The sequence below is a fragment of the Sphingopyxis sp. genome (assembly GCF_050916055.1).
GTDB lineage: Bacteria > Pseudomonadota > Alphaproteobacteria > Sphingomonadales > Sphingomonadaceae > Sphingopyxis.
In genome coordinates this window covers 238,401-252,524 of the sequence record NZ_CP051527.1, presented here as the reverse complement: position 1 = coordinate 252,524, position 14,124 = coordinate 238,401, and the positions used below count along the sequence as shown (strand labels likewise).

Genomic DNA, 14,124 nt, shown 5'->3' with positions numbered 1-14,124 from the left:
ATGGTCGAAGCGTTCCGCTGGCAAGCCACGTTCACGGCTATAAGGATTCACGCGGAGACGCGGAGACGCGGAGAGAAAAAGACAGGCGGCTTCGCTGCTTTGCAATTTCTCCGCAGCTCCGCCTCTCCGCGTGAACAAATCACTCCGCCGGCGCCTCGTCGATCTTCTTGCCGGTGCGTTGCCACGGATAGAGGAACTGTCCCCAGTAATTTTTCGGTACATCCTCGGGAATGCCGTAATTTTCGGGCCAGCGATCCTTGGGCAGATGGAACGTCCCGAATAGCTTGTCGAGCCACGGAAAGTGGATCGCGAAATTGACGTCGAATGCCTCACGCTCCAGCCCGTGATGCCAGTGGTGGAAGCGCGGGGTCGCGATCCAGTGGCCCAGCCGGTTGAAATTGCCGCCGACATTGGCGTGGAGCAACGACGACCAGACGTAAACGAAGCCGATATACGCCTGCATCACCGAGGGGCTGAACCCCAGGGTGAACAGCGGCAGCGAGGTGATCGAGCGGAGCAGGATGATCTCGACGAAATGCATCCGCGACCCCGCCAGCCAGTCCATCGATTTCGCGCTGTGATGGATCGCGTGGAAGCCCCACAGGAACGGCACTTTGTGGAACAGCCGGTGGTACCAATATTGCGCGAGGTCGGATGCGACGAGGACGATCGCGAACTGGACCAGCCACGGCAGCGAGGCGGCCGCGGCGCGAAACGCCTGCCAGTTGCTCGTATTTTCGTTGATGATCGTCGACGGCGCGAGCGCGAGGAAGCCGAGTATCTGCACGAACATCGTGCTGACGAGATAATAAAAAAGGTCCTCGCGCCATTCGGTGCGGAACAGGCGCTGGGCGCGGCGATGCGGGAACAAACGTTCGAGCGGCGCGAACATGAACCCCGTGATCAGCAGGTTGACGACGAAAAAGTCGAGCCCGAAGAAGATCCCCCAGCTGCGCGTTTCGGCGGGCTGGACATTGGCGCCGCCGATCAGCGTCGCGGCGAGCGCGATGATCAGCGCCGTCGCGCCCAGCACCTTGCGCGGGCGCAGCAGCAGGCTGAGCAATGCGAGGCCGTAGCTCGCGAGCAGCACCAGATGAACCACCCCGCGGAACCCGCCCCAATCCTTGATGATCGCGAGTTCCGGCGTCGCGAACCAGTCCGGAAAGCGCAGCGCGATCACCATCCCGAAACCGACGATCGCGAACAGCAAGGCGAAAAAGCCCGACAGCCACCCGCTGCCGAACCGCCGCACGTCGGTATGCGATTCCAGATCGCGCATCAGGTGACTCAGATAATCGCGTTTGGCCATTTGGTCCCCTCACCGCATTTCGCCCGCGCCGTCTGTGACGGCACGCACGGGGACTACAAATACCGTTGCCAGTGAGTTTCGGAAACGATTGAAATTGGAATGCCCTCGTCGCGCATCTCACATGCTTTGACAATCTTGTTTCCAAAGCTCGAATGCTTCCAAGATTCGGTTGCGTAAACGCCGATCACGAGAACATCCGTTTTCTTTGTCAGGCCACCATGTAGCCCACCCTTTGCGAGCACCGCTTTTTCACAATCAGCACGCCGTCCGAAATTGAAAGTTCCCGTGAAGCAGTAAAGCCGATCTCCAAAAATCAAATCTGGGGCGGGGTCACACACCGGCAAGTCGGACGACTTTAGCACCTCGCCGTGCTCAAAATCACGTGACGAGAGTTGGTCGAGCGTTGATAGCAAGTCTATAGCTTCGTCATTTTCGAGCCGACCGTCGGCGAGCACTTCGGACACTCGTTGATACAGCGTCTGAATAACCGGATGGCCGCTGATCGAGGCATTCGCTGCAAGCCACTTTTGAAGAAACTCGGCTTCAAGCTGATTAATAGCTCCGTCAGCCGCCATTCCCCGACACAGACCGATCAGCTCGTCAATTTGACGTGACTCAATGCGCTCCCCGCCTACGCGATTATAAAATGCGTCGTCCTTCATTTCGCCCCCGTGACAATCTCCGCCCATGCTGCCTCATCGATTACCTTGATACCCCGATCTGTAGCTTCTTTTAGTTTAGAACCGGCGCCAGGACCAGCGACAACGATATCTGTTTTGGCGCTGATCGAGGCAGCGGCTCGTGCACCAAGAGCCTCAGCTTGAGCCTTTGCTTCATCGCGGCTCATCGTTTCCAGCTTGCCGGTAAACACGATGGTCTTCCCTGAAACTTCGCTCGCGCGAGTTTCCACGACATATGGCGGAGGGGAGAGCACAGAGAGCAAGTCATCCCAAAGGGCGACATTATGCTCTTCATTGAAGAAATCTGCCAAAGAGTAGCAGACCACCTCCATCCCTTCGACGTCGATAACATTTTTCAGAGCAGCCCTTTTCCGCTCTTCAAAGGCCTTGTTCGTTTCATTTGCTTGTTTGACCAGCTCAGGACGAATTTCCTGAATCCTGCGCGCTCTCGCCTTCAGATCGCTAAATTCTTGGATCTCCTTCATCAGGTCCCTCGCCGACACTTGACCTACATGCCGAATACCAAGCCCGAACAGCAATCTCGCAGCATCTGGGTGCCGCTTCGCCTCGATGGCCTCGAACAACTTATCAACGGACGCGCGTTCCCATCCTTTGCGTCCAATCAAATCGCCCCGGTGTTCCCTTAGGCGAAAAATATCGGCGGGTCCGTGAAGCCAGCCGAGATTGACAAACTCCTCGATGCTCTTCTCACCGAGCCCTTCAATATCGAGCGCGCCGCGGCTGACAAAATGACACAGCCGCTCAAGTTTTTGGGCTTTGCAAATGAGGCCGGCAGAACACCGAACATCGACTTCGCCTTCCTCCGCTTCCGCGCAAGAATGACAAACTGGACAGAATTCCATCCAACCAAAGACCGGCCGGTTCTCATCGCGGGTCAGGTTCTCGACCACTTGCGGGATCACATCGCCCGCGCGCTGCACGACGACGCGGTCGCCGGGGCGCACCCCCAGCCGCCCGATCTCGTCGCGGTTGTGCAGGGTGACGTTCGACACCACGACGCCGCCGACGGTCACCGGGGTCAGCCGCCCGACCGGGGTCAGCTTGCCGGTGCGCCCGACCTGGATGTCGATCGCTTCCAAGGTGGTCTGCGCACGCTCGGCGGGGAATTTATGCGCGATGGCCCAGCGCGGCGCCTTCGCCACGAAGCCCAGCCGGGCCTGCCAGTCGAGCCGGTCGACCTTGTAGACGACCCCGTCGATGTCATAGGGTAGCTCGGCGCGCCGCGCCTCGATCGCGCGGTAATGTGCCAACACATCGGCAACGCTGTCGAAGCGGCCGAGCAGCGGCGACACCGGCACCCCCCAACTTTCGATCAAGCGCATCATGTCATATTGCGTCGCCGCGGGCACGTCGCTGACCTCTCCCCAACCATGCGCCAGAAAGCGCAGCGGCCGCGCCGCGGTGACGCTCGCGTCCTTTTGTCGCAGCGACCCGGCGGCGGCATTGCGCGGGTTGGCAAAGACCTTCGCCTCGGCTTTTTGCTGCGCAGCATTGAGTGCAGCAAAATCGGACTTGGCCATATAGATTTCACCGCGGATTTCGAAGATATCGGGCGCGTCTCCGGCGAGTTTTTCGGGGATGTCCGCTATGGTGCGGACGTTCGGCGTGACATCCTCGCCGACGCTCCCATCGCCGCGCGTCGCTGCCTGCACCAGCACGCCCTTTTCATAACGCAGCGAACAGGACAATCCATCGATCTTGTCCTCGGCGGTCAGCGCGACCGCGGCATCTTCGGGCAGGTTCAGGAACCGCCGCACCCGCGCGGCAAACTCGGCGACATCGTCATCGGCGAACGCATTGTCGAGGCTCATCATCCGCTGGGCGTGCGCCACCTTCGCCAGCGGCGACGCCTCGACCGCGGCGCCGACAAGCTTGTTCGGACTGTCGGCGCGGATCAGGTGCGGAAATGCCTCTTCGAGCGCATTGTTGCGGCGAACCAGCGCGTCGTAGTCGGCGTCCGAAATCTCCGGGCTGTCCTCGGCATGATAACGCTGGTTGTGATGCGCGATCTGCCTGGCCAGGCGCATCAACTCATTGGCCGCTTCGGCTTCGGACAGCGTGGACATGTCGGTCATATATCAGTCTTTCGCAATCGCCAGCACATGCACCTCGCGGCGGATGCGAAAGCCGAGCGATTCATAGAGCGCGATCGCGCCCGCATTGTCGGCATAGCTGTGCAGGAAGGGCGTCTCGCCGCGCAGGGCCATCGCGCGCATGACATGGCCGATCAGCGTTCGTGCATAGCCGTGGCCGCGGCAATCGGCCCAGGTCGCGACGCCGCTGACTTCGGCCATGCCGGGCATGAGCATCCGTTGCCCCGCCATGGCGAGCAGCCGGCCTTCCTCGCGGATGCCGAAAAAGGGGCCGTAGAGATGCGTCTTTGGCCCCCACGGTCCCGGCCGGGCATGGTCAGCAAGCGCCGCCATTTCGGGGGCGTCGGCATCGCCGAGCGCGACGATCGCGGGTTCGCCCGGCCGCGCCTGGGGCAGTGCGCCGTCGGCGACCATCTGCGCCAACACCGCGCGCTTCACCTCACGCGTACCCGGCGGCAGCGGCCACGGCGCATCCTCGATGATCCATATCTCGCCATCGGCGGGCACCAGCGCCGCGAGCGCCGTCTGCGCCTCGTCGCCGGGGTCGGCGGCGGCGCCGAAAACGCCATATCCACGATCGATCCTGAGCGCGCGCGCATCGCCCTCGGCAAGATGCGTCTGCCGGCCGGTGAGCATGCTCCAGACGGGTCGGTCGAGGGGGTGCGGCGCTGTCATGCCTCGCGCACGGCCGAAGGCCATCGGTCGGGCAATTCGCACGCGATGTTTTCGATATGCTGCAGAACGCCATCCATATTGGTGAATATGTCCTCGTTGGTCACGCGAATGGTTCGATAGCCGTATTGCTCAGCCATGCGCCGGTCCAGCGCCTCGTCGCGTTCACGGTCGTGGGTATTGCCATCGACTTCGACGACAAGCCCTTTTGCCGGACAAAAGAAATCGGCGATCCGGCTGCCGATCGTCGCCTGCCGTCGGAATTTCAACCCACCCAGCTTGGCGCCAGAGAGATAGCGCCACAACCGCTTTTCGGCTTCGGTTGGTTCGCGCCGCATTTTCGACGCATGGGCGAGCATGGTTCGGCGACCGACCATTATAAGCCCCTCCTCTTCAGAGGAGGGGTTTGGGGTGGTGGACGCCGGTGAAGCACCACCACCCCGCTGCGACTAAGGCGCCAAGCGCCTAAGTCTCGCTGCCCCTCCTCTAAAGAGGAGGGGTTGGCATATGCGATCACGGTCACACCACCTCCAGCAGCCGCTCCGCCTGTGCCCTCGCCTCGTCGGTCACTTCCGCGCCCGACAGCATGCGCGCGATTTCTTCGCGGCGGCCGGCGTCGTCGAGCGCGTGGACGCTGGTGCGGGTGACGACACCTTCACTAGACTTGGCGATGACGAAATGCGCCGCGCCCTTCGCCGCGACCTGCGGGCTGTGGGTCACCGCGAGCAATTGCTTGCCGGCCCCCGCAAGCCTGGCGAGCCGCTCGCCGATCGCGCTGGCCACTGCACCGCCGACGCCGCGGTCGATCTCGTCGAAGATGATCGTGTCGGCGCCGCCCTCTTCGGCGAGGGCGACCTTCAGTGCGAGAATGAAGCGCGAGAGTTCGCCTCCCGAGGCGATCTTTGCCAGCGGCGCGAACGGCGCGCCAGGGTTGGTCGAGATCAGATATTCGACGCGGTCGATGCCTTCGGGTCCCCAACGCTCGGCGGGAAGCCGCTCGACGAGCGTCTGGAAGCGCGCGGCGTCGAGCTTCAGCGGCACCAGCTCGCCCGCCACCGCGGCATCGAGCCGCGCCGCGGCCTTCGAGCGCAGGTCGGACAGCGCGCTGGCGGCATGGGTGTAGGCAGCGGCGGTTTCGGCAACCGCAGCCTCGAGCTTCGCGAGCCCAGCGCTGCCGCCCTCGATCGCATCGAGCCGCGCGGCGAGGTCGTCGGTCAGCGCCGCCAGCGCGTCGGGCTGGACATTATGCTTGCGCGCCATCGCGCGCAGTTCGAACAGGCGCGTTTCGGTCGTCTCGAGGCGGTCAGGGTCATATTCCAGCGCGCGCGCGGCTTCGTGCAGCTTCGTCTCGGCCTCGTCGGCCTCGATGATCGCGCGGTCGAGCCCGGCGAGCGCCTCGGCGAGCAGCGGGTGGTCACCCGCCAGCCGGTCGAGCCGCCGCGCCGCGCCACGCAGCTTTGCGGGGCCGCTGTCGCTGCCTTCGAACGCTTCCATGATCGCGCCCATATCGCCCGCGATCTTTTCGCCCCGCTGCATCGCCGCGCGCGCTGCGGCGAGTTCGGCGTCTTCGCCCGGCTGCGGGGCCAGCGTGCGCAGTTCGGCGACGCAATGTTCCAGCCATTCGCGGTCGCGGGTCGCCTCGTCGAGCGCCGCGCGCGCCGCGGCGAGCCGGGCTTCGGCGGTGCGCCAAGCGGCATGCTTGGCGGCGACCGCGCCGGTGTCGGCGCGGGCATAGGCGTCGAGCAGCGCGCGATGCCCGGCGGGGACGAGCAGGCCGCGGTCGTCATGCTGGCCGTGGATTTCGACCAGATGGCCGCCGACCTCGCGCAGCAGCGCCGCCGAACAGGGCTGGTCGCCCAAGAAGGCGCGGCTGCCGCCGTCGGCTTTGAGCGTGCGGCGAACGAGCAAGGGTTCGCCGGGGTCGAGAGCGATGTCGTTGGCCGCGAGCAGCGCGGCGAGCGGGGTGTCCGCGGCGGGCGGCGCGAAGCTGGCGGTGACCTGCGCCTGCGCGGCCCCCTGGCGCACCAGCGCATTGTCGGCGCGCATCCCGAGCGCCAGCCCCAGCGCGTCGAGCAGGATCGACTTGCCCGCCCCCGTCTCGCCGGTCAGCACGCCGAGCCCGGCGGCGAATTCCAGGTCGAGCCGTTCGATCAGCACGATATTGGCGATGGACAGGGCGGTCAGCACGATTCGCCCCTTACATTAGAACAAAGCGCGAATCCACGCTTCGCGCGTCAAGCGGTCGGCGCGTGCTTCTGCATCAGTTCGTAAGCGCGCTCATACCATTCGTTGCCGGGATAGTTGGCGCCGAGCACCGCCGCCGATTTCTTCGCCTCGGCCGGGATACCGAGCGCGAGATAGGATTCGGTCAGGCGATAGAGCGCCTCGGGCGCGTGGCTGGTCGTCTGATACCGGTCGACGACCTCGCGGAAACGGAGCGATGCGGCCAGCCAGTTCGAGCTGCGCTGATAGAAACGGCCGATTTCCATTTCCTTGCCCGCCAGATGATCCTGCACCAGGTCAACCTTGAGCCGCGCGTCGGCGGCATAGCGGCTGTCGGGATAGCGGCGGATCACTTCGCCGAGCGCGGCGTTCGCCTGCTGCGTGATCTTCTGGTCGCGGGTGACGTCGCTGATCTGTTCGTACAGGCTGAGCCCGATCAGATAATAGGCGTAGGGCGCGTCCTTGTTGCCCGGATGGATCGCCAGGAAGCGCTGCGCGGCCTCGATCGCCGGGGTATATTCGCGGTCCATATAATAACTGAACGAGCTCATCAGCTGCGCCCGGCGCGCCCACGGCGAATAGGGATGCTGGCGCTCGACCTCGTCGAACAGCGCCGCGGCCAGGCCATATTGCCCGCGATCGAGCCGGTCCTGCGCCGCGCGGTAGAGCGTGTTGACGTCGCGCGCGACATAGCGCGTGTCCTGCTTGACCCCGCCGCCGCCGGCGCAGGCCGCCAACATGGGGGTCAGCACGAGGGCGGTGGCGATCAGGCGCGCGCGGGCGCCGAAGAGGGTGCGGTGAGTCATGCGCGCGGTATAGCCACAGCGCGGATGAACGCAAAATAAATGATGGGGGTGCCGGCGCGGAATTACGACGCTTTGACGATGCACCCCGCGGGCGCATCGGCGGGGGCCGGAACCCGGCGCGCCGATTTGATCGTCACGGCGGGTTCGAGCATCTGGCCGACCATCACCCCCTCGCCGGCGGTCGGCGACACCGGCCCGGCGAAGATTTTTTCGGCAACGTCGGCGCCCGCGACGATTTCACCGAACACCGCAAAGCCCGCATTGTCGCCGGGCTGCGCGGGATCGGCGTCGAAGCCCTTGATCTCCGACACGAGGAGGAAAAAGTCCGTGGTCGCATCGCCAGGTGCCAGCCGCGCCATCGACAGCGCGCCCTTGCAATGGGTGAGGCCGGTCGCCGTCGTCGGCTCGTGCGCGATCGGCGGATAATTGCGCCGGGCATCGCCGCGATTGCCCGCCTGGACCAGCTGGCCCGCCGGGCCCCAGCTGCGCGTCGTGCGATAGAAGGAAAAACCGTCCATCCGCTTCGCATCGACATAGCGCAGGAAATTCTTCGCGGTCACCGGCGCGCGCTTGTCCTCGATCCGCACCGTGATCGTGCCGAGGTCAGTGACCAGCGCGACGAAGGGCCGGGTGTCGGCCTCGACCACCGGCGTCACCGGCGCCGGGATCGGCGGGGCCGGCGGCGGCAATTGCGTCGCCTGCGGCGGCACGGGGGTCGATAGGGCGGCGAGCGCGAGCGCGGCGAGGATCGTCAACATGGCTCGATCATAAACGATAAGCTGTTGCCGATGCGAGCGCTTTCGGCGTCGCGGGGCTGGACCGCGCACGCTGTCATCCGCCGTTCATTTTCGGCGTGTCAGGTCGGTGCATCCGCAACCCCCTGCCGACGGACCCCGCCATGCGCCTGAAGATTCTCGTCGCGCCGTCAGGGTATAAGGAATGCCTCGAGGCCGATCGCGTCGCCGCCGCCATCGCCACCGGGGTGCGCCGCGCCGACCCCGATGCCGACATCGTCAGCCTGCCGCTGGTCGATGGCGGCGAAGGGTTCGCCCGCGCAATGGCGGTCGCGACAGGCGGCAGCACCCGCATGGTCACCGTCACCGGGCCGGTCGGCGACCCGCTCGAGGCGTGCCTGGGGCTGCTCGGCGGCGACGGGCCGCGCACCGCGGTCGTCGAAATGGCGCAGGCGGCGGGGTTGCGACTGGTGCCGTCCGATTGCCGCGACCCGATGCGCACCACGACGCGCGGGGTCGGCGAGCTGATCCGCGCCGCGCTCGACGACGGCGCGACGCGGATTCTGGTCGGCTGCGGCGATTCGGGGACCAACGACGGCGGCGCCGGGATGGCGCAGGCGCTGGGCGTCCGCCTGCTCGACGCGCATGGCGTCGACATCGCGCCCGGGTGCGGCGGGCTGGCGCAACTGGCGGCAATCGACATGACAGGCCGCGACCCGCGGCTGAACGATGTGGCGATTGAGGCGGTGCTGAACATCACCACGATCCTGTGCGGCCCGCGCGGCGTCGCGCGCGTGTTCGGGCCGCAGAAGGGCGCCGACGAAGCGACGATCGTCCAGATGGAGGCGGCGCTAGAAACGCTAGCCGGTGTGATCGAGGCGAGCTGCGGCGTCGATGTGCGCGCGATGCCGGGAGGCGGCGCGTCGGGCGGGCTGGGCACCGGGCTGTCGGTGTTCCTCGGCGCCGCGCTTCGCTCGCGGTACGACGTGGTGCTGTCCTATTTCGACCTCGACGGTCATCTCGATCGCGCCGACCTGGTGTTCACCGCCGAGGGCGGCATCGATCTGCAAACCCCAAACGGCAAAATTCCGGTCGAAGTCGCGCGCCGCGCCAAAGCGCGCGGGCTGCCGGTGATTGCGCTCGCGGGTGCGGTCGACGATCGTGCGCGCGTCGTTTACCACCATGGCATCGACGCCTTTTTCTCGACTTCGATGCACCCCGGCCCCATGGAAATTGCGATGGCAGAGGCCGAAACCATGCTCGCGCTGGGCGCAGAGAATGCGATGCGCGCGATCCTCGCGGGCCGCGCGATGCCGCGCGCGTGACGGCCGCCACGACGTGACATCGGGCGCGCTCCGCTGGGCGATGGCGGCACTCGCCTTCGCGCTGCTGGCCGCACTGGTCATCCTCCCCGCCGACCTGCTTCCGCCCGCACGCGCCGCGCTGGCGGTGTTCGGAACCGCGGTGATCCTGTGGACGACGACGCGGCTGGACGCCGCCTGGATCGCCTTTGCCGCCGCGGTCGCGCTGGTGCCGCTGCAGGCCGCCGATCAGGCCGAGCTGATGGCGATGCTCGGCCACAATATCATCTGGTTGATGGCGGGCGCGTTCGTCATCGGCGCGGCGATCCAGTCGAGCGGGCTCGCAGCGCGGATCACCGGCGGTATCGCGGCGCGGGCGCGCACCACGGCGCAGCTGTTCTGGCTGACGACGCTGGCATTGATCCCGCTGACCTTTTTGATCCCGTCGACGTCGGGGCGCGCCGCCGCGGCTCTGCCGGCGCTCAATCTGCTCCCCGCCGACGCGGCCGACACGCGCCGCCGCGCCTTTGCGCTGCTGATACCCGTCGTCATTCTGGTCGCGACAAGCGCCGCGCTGACCGGTGCCGGCTCGCATCTGCTGGCGCAGGATCTGCTCGACCAGCGGCTGGGCGAGCGCTTCGGCTTTGCCAATTGGGCGCTGTGGGGGCTGCCCTTTGCCGCCGTGTCAAGCGCGATCGCGTGCGGCGTCATCTTGCGGCTGTTCCTGACTCCTGCGCAGCGCGGCGCGGCGATCGAAGCCGGGGCGACCACCGACCGGGCGGCGCTGTCGGGAACCGAGTGGCGCGTGATCGTCGTCGCGGCAACGACCTTTGGCCTGTGGTTCACGACCGACTGGCACGGGCTGGAGATCGCCACCGTCGCGATTTTGGCGATGATCGCGCTGACCGCGCCGCGCGTCGGGGTGATGAGTTTCAAGGCCGGGATGAAAGCGGTGAACTGGAGCCTGATCCTGTTCGTCGGCGGCGCGATGCTGCTGGGTCAGGCGCTGATCAACACCCAGGCGGCGGGGTGGCTGATCGACCGGCTGTTCGCGCTGGCCGGGCTCGAGGGCAGCCGTGCCGGGACTCTGCCCGAAATCGCCGTCGTTGGCGCGGTCGCGCTGATCAGCACCGCGTCGCACCTGTTCCTGACCAGCCATGTCGCGCGCACCGCAGCGCTCGGCCCGCCCTTCATCCTGATGGCACAAAGTGCGGGAATCGAACCGATCGCGGTGCTGTTCATCGCGACCGTGGGCATGAATTATTGCCTGACCCTGCCCGCCTGTTCGAAAGCGCTGTTGCTGTTCCAGGACGTCGATGGCGGCGGATTTCGCCCCGCCGACCTGTTGCGCTTGAGCGCGGTGCTGGCGCCCATCAATGTCGCGCTGATGATCGCGGCCTATTTCGCCTGGTGGAAATGGACCGGGCTGGCGCTCTAGGCCCGGCCCGCAGTCGCGCTCAGTCGTCGTCGCCGCGTTCGACCTTGGTGACCCGGCCGAGGCGATTGATCGTCACCTTGACCTCGCGCCCGCGCCGGTCGCGTCCTTCGACCTCCCAGCCGCCATCGTCCTGCTCGACCTCGGTCACCCGAACTATCCCGTAACCGCGCGCGATCCGCACCGCCTGGGCTTCGCTGACCCGCGACGGTCCGGCGCGGTCGTCGTCATCGTCCGCCCGGGCCGGGGTGGCGGGCAAGGCAACCAGAGCGGCGGCGACGAGCAGAAGGACGTTCTTTTGCATTACCCGGCCATGGTGACAGCCCGGCCCTGAATGGCAAATGAAGTTTTCGCGATCCCGACGAACAAAAAAGGGGCCGCCTTTCGGCAGCCCCTCCTTGTTCGTTTCCGAAAGCGCTTAGTCCTTCAGGAAGTCGGGCACATGGCCCTGGTCTTCCGGACCTTCGCTGCGTTCGCGGCGCGGGCCGCGATCGCCGCGGCCTTCGCCGCCGCCATCACGACGCGGACCGCGATCGCGGCCGCCACCGCCGCCACGCGGACCGCGGTCACCGCGGTCGCCACCGTCACGGCGCGGACCACGATCGCCGCGCGGTTCGCGGGCTTCACGCGGCGGGCGGGTGTCTTCCAGCTCTTCGCCGGTTTCCTGATCGACGACGCGCATCGACAGGCGAACCTTGCCGCGCGGGTCGATCTCGAGCACCTTGACCTTGACTTCCTGGCCTTCGGCCAGAACGTCGGAGACCTTTTCGACGCGCTCGTTGGCGATTTCGCTGACGTGGACGAGACCGTCCTTGCCGCCCATGAAATTCACGAACGCGCCGAAATCGACGAGGTTGACGACCTTGCCGTCATAGATCTTTCCGACTTCGGCTTCTTCGACGATGCCCGAAATCCACTTGCGGGCGGCTTCGATCTGGGCCGGATCGCTCGACGAAATCTTGATCAGACCTTCGTCGTCGATGTCGACCTTGGCGCCGGTGGTCGCGACGATCTCGCGGATCACCTTGCCGCCGGTGCCGATGATGTCGCGGATCTTCGCCTTGTCGATCTGCATCGTTTCGATACGCGGCGCATAATCGGACAGCTCGGTGCGGGCTTCGCCCAGCGCCTTTGCCATTTCGCCGAGGATGTGCGCGCGGCCTTCCTTCGCCTGGTTCAGAGCGGCTTCGAAGATCTCGCGCGTGATGCCCGCGATCTTGATGTCCATCTGCATCGTGGTGATGCCTTCGGACGTGCCCGCCACCTTGAAATCCATGTCGCCGAGGTGATCTTCATCGCCCAGGATGTCCGACAGGATCGCAAAATCCTTGCCTTCGAGGATCAGGCCCATCGCGATGCCCGAAACCGGGCGCTTCAACGGCACACCCGCGTCCATCATCGCCAGCGAACCGCCGCACACCGACGCCATAGACGACGAGCCGTTCGACTCGGTGATGTCGCTGGTGATGCGGATCGTGTAGGGGAACTCGTCCTTCGTCGGCAGCACCGCGTGCAGCGCACGCCATGCCAGCTTGCCATGACCGATGTCGCGGCGGCTGGGCGCCCCGAAACGACCAACTTCGCCGACCGAATAGGGCGGGAAGTTATAGTGCAGCATGAAGTTCGAGTACGACAGACCATTCAGGCCGTCGATCATCTGCTCGCTGTCCTTGGTGCCCAGGGTGCAGGTCGCGATCGTCTGCGTTTCGCCGCGCGTGAACAGCGCCGAGCCATGCGCGCGGGGCAGGAAGTGCGTTTCGGCAACGATCGGACGAATCTGCGTCGTGGTGCGTCCGTCGATGCGCTTGCCGTCCTTCAGGATGGCACCGCGCACGATTTCGGCTTCCAGCTTCTTCATCAGCTTGCCCGCAGCCATCTGGTCCTGCGGCGCGGCGTCGGCGAACGCGGCCTTGCCGGCAGCACGCGCCACGTTCAGCGCGTTCGAGCGGGCCGATTTGTCGGTCAGCTTGTACGCGGCGGCGATGTCCTTGCCGATCAGCTTCTTCAACTTGTCCTTGGCGGCGGTCAGATCGCTCTGTTCGGCCATGTCCCAGGGATCCTTGGCAGCCTGTTCGGCCAGCTTCACGATCGCCTTGACCACATCCTTACACGCATCATGCGCGAACAGCACGGCGCCGAGCATGATCTCTTCCGACAGCTCATTGGCTTCGGATTCGACCATCATCACCGCATCGTAGGTGGCAGCGACGACCAGATCGAGGTCGCCGGCGGCAACCTGTTCGTCGGTCGGGTTCAGGATATATTCGCCGTCGACATAACCGACGCGCGCGGCGCCGATGGGACCCATGAAGGGAACGCCCGAAATCGTAAGAGCCGCGGACGCGGCAACCATCGCAAGGATGTCGGGTTCGTTGTGGCCGTCATAGCTCAGAACCTGGGCAATGACGTTGATCTCGTTGTAGAAACCTTCGGGGAACAGCGGACGGATCGGACGATCGGTCAAACGCGAAACCAAAGTTTCCTTTTCGGTCGCGCCGCGTTCGCGCTTGAAGAAGCCGCCGGGGATGCGGCCGGCGCCCGAATATTTTTCCTGATAGTGGACAGTCAGGGGGAAGAAGTCCTGCCCTTCCTTGACCGTCTTGGCGGCGGTGACCGCGGCCAGGACCATCGTTTCGCCGAGCGTCGCGACAACCGCGCCATCGGCCTGACGGGCAACCTTGCCCGTTTCGAGGGTCAGCGTTTCACCGCCCCACTCGATCGATACTTTTTTCACGTCAAACATGGAGTTTCCTTCGCCCGCCGGGCCCGATGCCGGGCGGGGCCTCTGATTCCGGGTAATCCGACCCGGGGCGGTGCGGGGCGTCTGTGGCCCCAATGGCGGTCCCGCCG

The 14,124-nt window shown here is 65.5% G+C and carries 12 protein-coding genes; 2 read left to right on the top strand and 10 right to left on the bottom strand.

What is annotated here, in order from left to right:
• Positions 1-139: 139 nt before the first annotated feature.
• The 8 genes from HEQ22_RS01170 to HEQ22_RS01135 form a co-directional block, all read right to left on the bottom strand.
• A complete protein-coding gene (locus HEQ22_RS01170; RefSeq protein ID WP_432769375.1) occupies positions 140-1,309 on the bottom strand; it encodes a sterol desaturase family protein in 1,170 nt (389 codons plus the stop codon).
• Between the two features lie 53 nt (positions 1,310-1,362).
• The gene (locus tag HEQ22_RS01165) at positions 1,363-1,971 is read right to left on the bottom strand and encodes a BRCT domain-containing protein (RefSeq protein ID WP_432769374.1); all 609 of its coding nucleotides are present in this window, start codon (positions 1,969-1,971) and stop codon (positions 1,363-1,365) included.
• Positions 1,968-4,085: an NAD-dependent DNA ligase LigA gene (gene ligA, locus HEQ22_RS01160; RefSeq protein WP_432769373.1), complete on the bottom strand. Its 2,118-nt coding sequence runs from the start codon at positions 4,083-4,085 to the stop codon at positions 1,968-1,970. The genes HEQ22_RS01165 and ligA overlap by 4 nt, the downstream gene beginning before the upstream one ends.
• Positions 4,086-4,088: 3 nt before the next feature.
• Positions 4,089-4,778: a GNAT family N-acetyltransferase gene (locus tag HEQ22_RS01155; RefSeq protein ID WP_432769372.1), complete on the bottom strand. Its 690-nt coding sequence runs from the start codon at positions 4,776-4,778 to the stop codon at positions 4,089-4,091.
• Positions 4,775-5,152, bottom strand: coding sequence for an endonuclease domain-containing protein (locus tag HEQ22_RS01150; protein ID WP_432769371.1), 378 nt, complete (start codon positions 5,150-5,152; stop codon positions 4,775-4,777). The genes HEQ22_RS01155 and HEQ22_RS01150 overlap by 4 nt, the downstream gene beginning before the upstream one ends.
• Positions 5,153-5,294: 142 nt before the next feature.
• Positions 5,295-6,962, bottom strand: coding sequence for a DNA repair protein RecN (recN, locus tag HEQ22_RS01145; RefSeq protein WP_432769370.1), 1,668 nt, complete (start codon positions 6,960-6,962; stop codon positions 5,295-5,297).
• Positions 6,963-7,009: 47 nt separating this feature from the next.
• Positions 7,010-7,804 (bottom strand): outer membrane protein assembly factor BamD, encoded by a 795-nt coding sequence (locus tag HEQ22_RS01140; RefSeq protein WP_432769369.1) that lies wholly within the window; start codon positions 7,802-7,804, stop codon positions 7,010-7,012.
• A 62-nt stretch (positions 7,805-7,866) separates the two neighbouring features.
• Positions 7,867-8,562 carry a peptidylprolyl isomerase gene (locus tag HEQ22_RS01135; RefSeq protein WP_432769368.1) on the bottom strand — a complete coding sequence of 232 codons (696 nt, stop codon included), beginning with the start codon at positions 8,560-8,562 and terminating at the stop codon, positions 7,867-7,869.
• Positions 8,563-8,702: 140 nt separating this feature from the next.
• Between HEQ22_RS01135 and HEQ22_RS01130 the strand changes: the two genes are divergently transcribed.
• Both HEQ22_RS01130 and HEQ22_RS01125 read left to right on the top strand, forming a co-directional pair.
• Positions 8,703-9,863: a glycerate kinase family protein gene (locus HEQ22_RS01130; protein ID WP_432769367.1), complete on the top strand. Its 1,161-nt coding sequence runs from the start codon at positions 8,703-8,705 to the stop codon at positions 9,861-9,863.
• Positions 9,864-9,876: 13 nt separating this feature from the next.
• The gene (locus HEQ22_RS01125; protein ID WP_432769366.1) at positions 9,877-11,277 is read left to right on the top strand and encodes an SLC13 family permease; all 1,401 of its coding nucleotides are present in this window, start codon (positions 9,877-9,879) and stop codon (positions 11,275-11,277) included.
• Between the two features lie 19 nt (positions 11,278-11,296).
• Here HEQ22_RS01125 and HEQ22_RS01120 read toward each other — a convergent pair whose 3' ends face one another.
• Positions 11,297-11,578, bottom strand: coding sequence for a PepSY domain-containing protein (locus HEQ22_RS01120; protein WP_432769365.1), 282 nt, complete (start codon positions 11,576-11,578; stop codon positions 11,297-11,299).
• 114 nt (positions 11,579-11,692) lie between these two features.
• Positions 11,693-14,017: a polyribonucleotide nucleotidyltransferase gene (gene pnp / locus HEQ22_RS01115; RefSeq protein WP_432769364.1), complete on the bottom strand. Its 2,325-nt coding sequence runs from the start codon at positions 14,015-14,017 to the stop codon at positions 11,693-11,695.
• Positions 14,018-14,124: the final 107 nt, after the last annotated feature.

Bases quoted from the DNA above. Each gene is read 5' to 3' on its own strand.
- HEQ22_RS01170 (WP_432769375.1), bottom strand. From the start codon at position 1,309: ATGGCCAAACGCGATTATCTGAGTCACCTGATGCGCGATCTGGAATCG.
- HEQ22_RS01165 (WP_432769374.1), bottom strand. From the start codon at position 1,971: ATGAAGGACGACGCATTTTATAATCGCGTAGGCGGGGAGCGCATTGAG.
- ligA (WP_432769373.1), bottom strand. From the start codon at position 4,085: ATGACCGACATGTCCACGCTGTCCGAAGCCGAAGCGGCCAATGAGTTG.
- HEQ22_RS01155 (WP_432769372.1), bottom strand. From the start codon at position 4,778: ATGACAGCGCCGCACCCCCTCGACCGACCCGTCTGGAGCATGCTCACC.
- HEQ22_RS01150 (WP_432769371.1), bottom strand. From the start codon at position 5,152: ATGGTCGGTCGCCGAACCATGCTCGCCCATGCGTCGAAAATGCGGCGC.
- HEQ22_RS01140 (WP_432769369.1), bottom strand. From the start codon at position 7,804: ATGACTCACCGCACCCTCTTCGGCGCCCGCGCGCGCCTGATCGCCACC.
- HEQ22_RS01135 (WP_432769368.1), bottom strand. From the start codon at position 8,562: ATGTTGACGATCCTCGCCGCGCTCGCGCTCGCCGCCCTATCGACCCCC.
- HEQ22_RS01130 (WP_432769367.1), top strand. From the start codon at position 8,703: ATGCGCCTGAAGATTCTCGTCGCGCCGTCAGGGTATAAGGAATGCCTC.
- HEQ22_RS01120 (WP_432769365.1), bottom strand. From the start codon at position 11,578: ATGCAAAAGAACGTCCTTCTGCTCGTCGCCGCCGCTCTGGTTGCCTTG.
- pnp (WP_432769364.1), bottom strand. From the start codon at position 14,017: ATGTTTGACGTGAAAAAAGTATCGATCGAGTGGGGCGGTGAAACGCTG.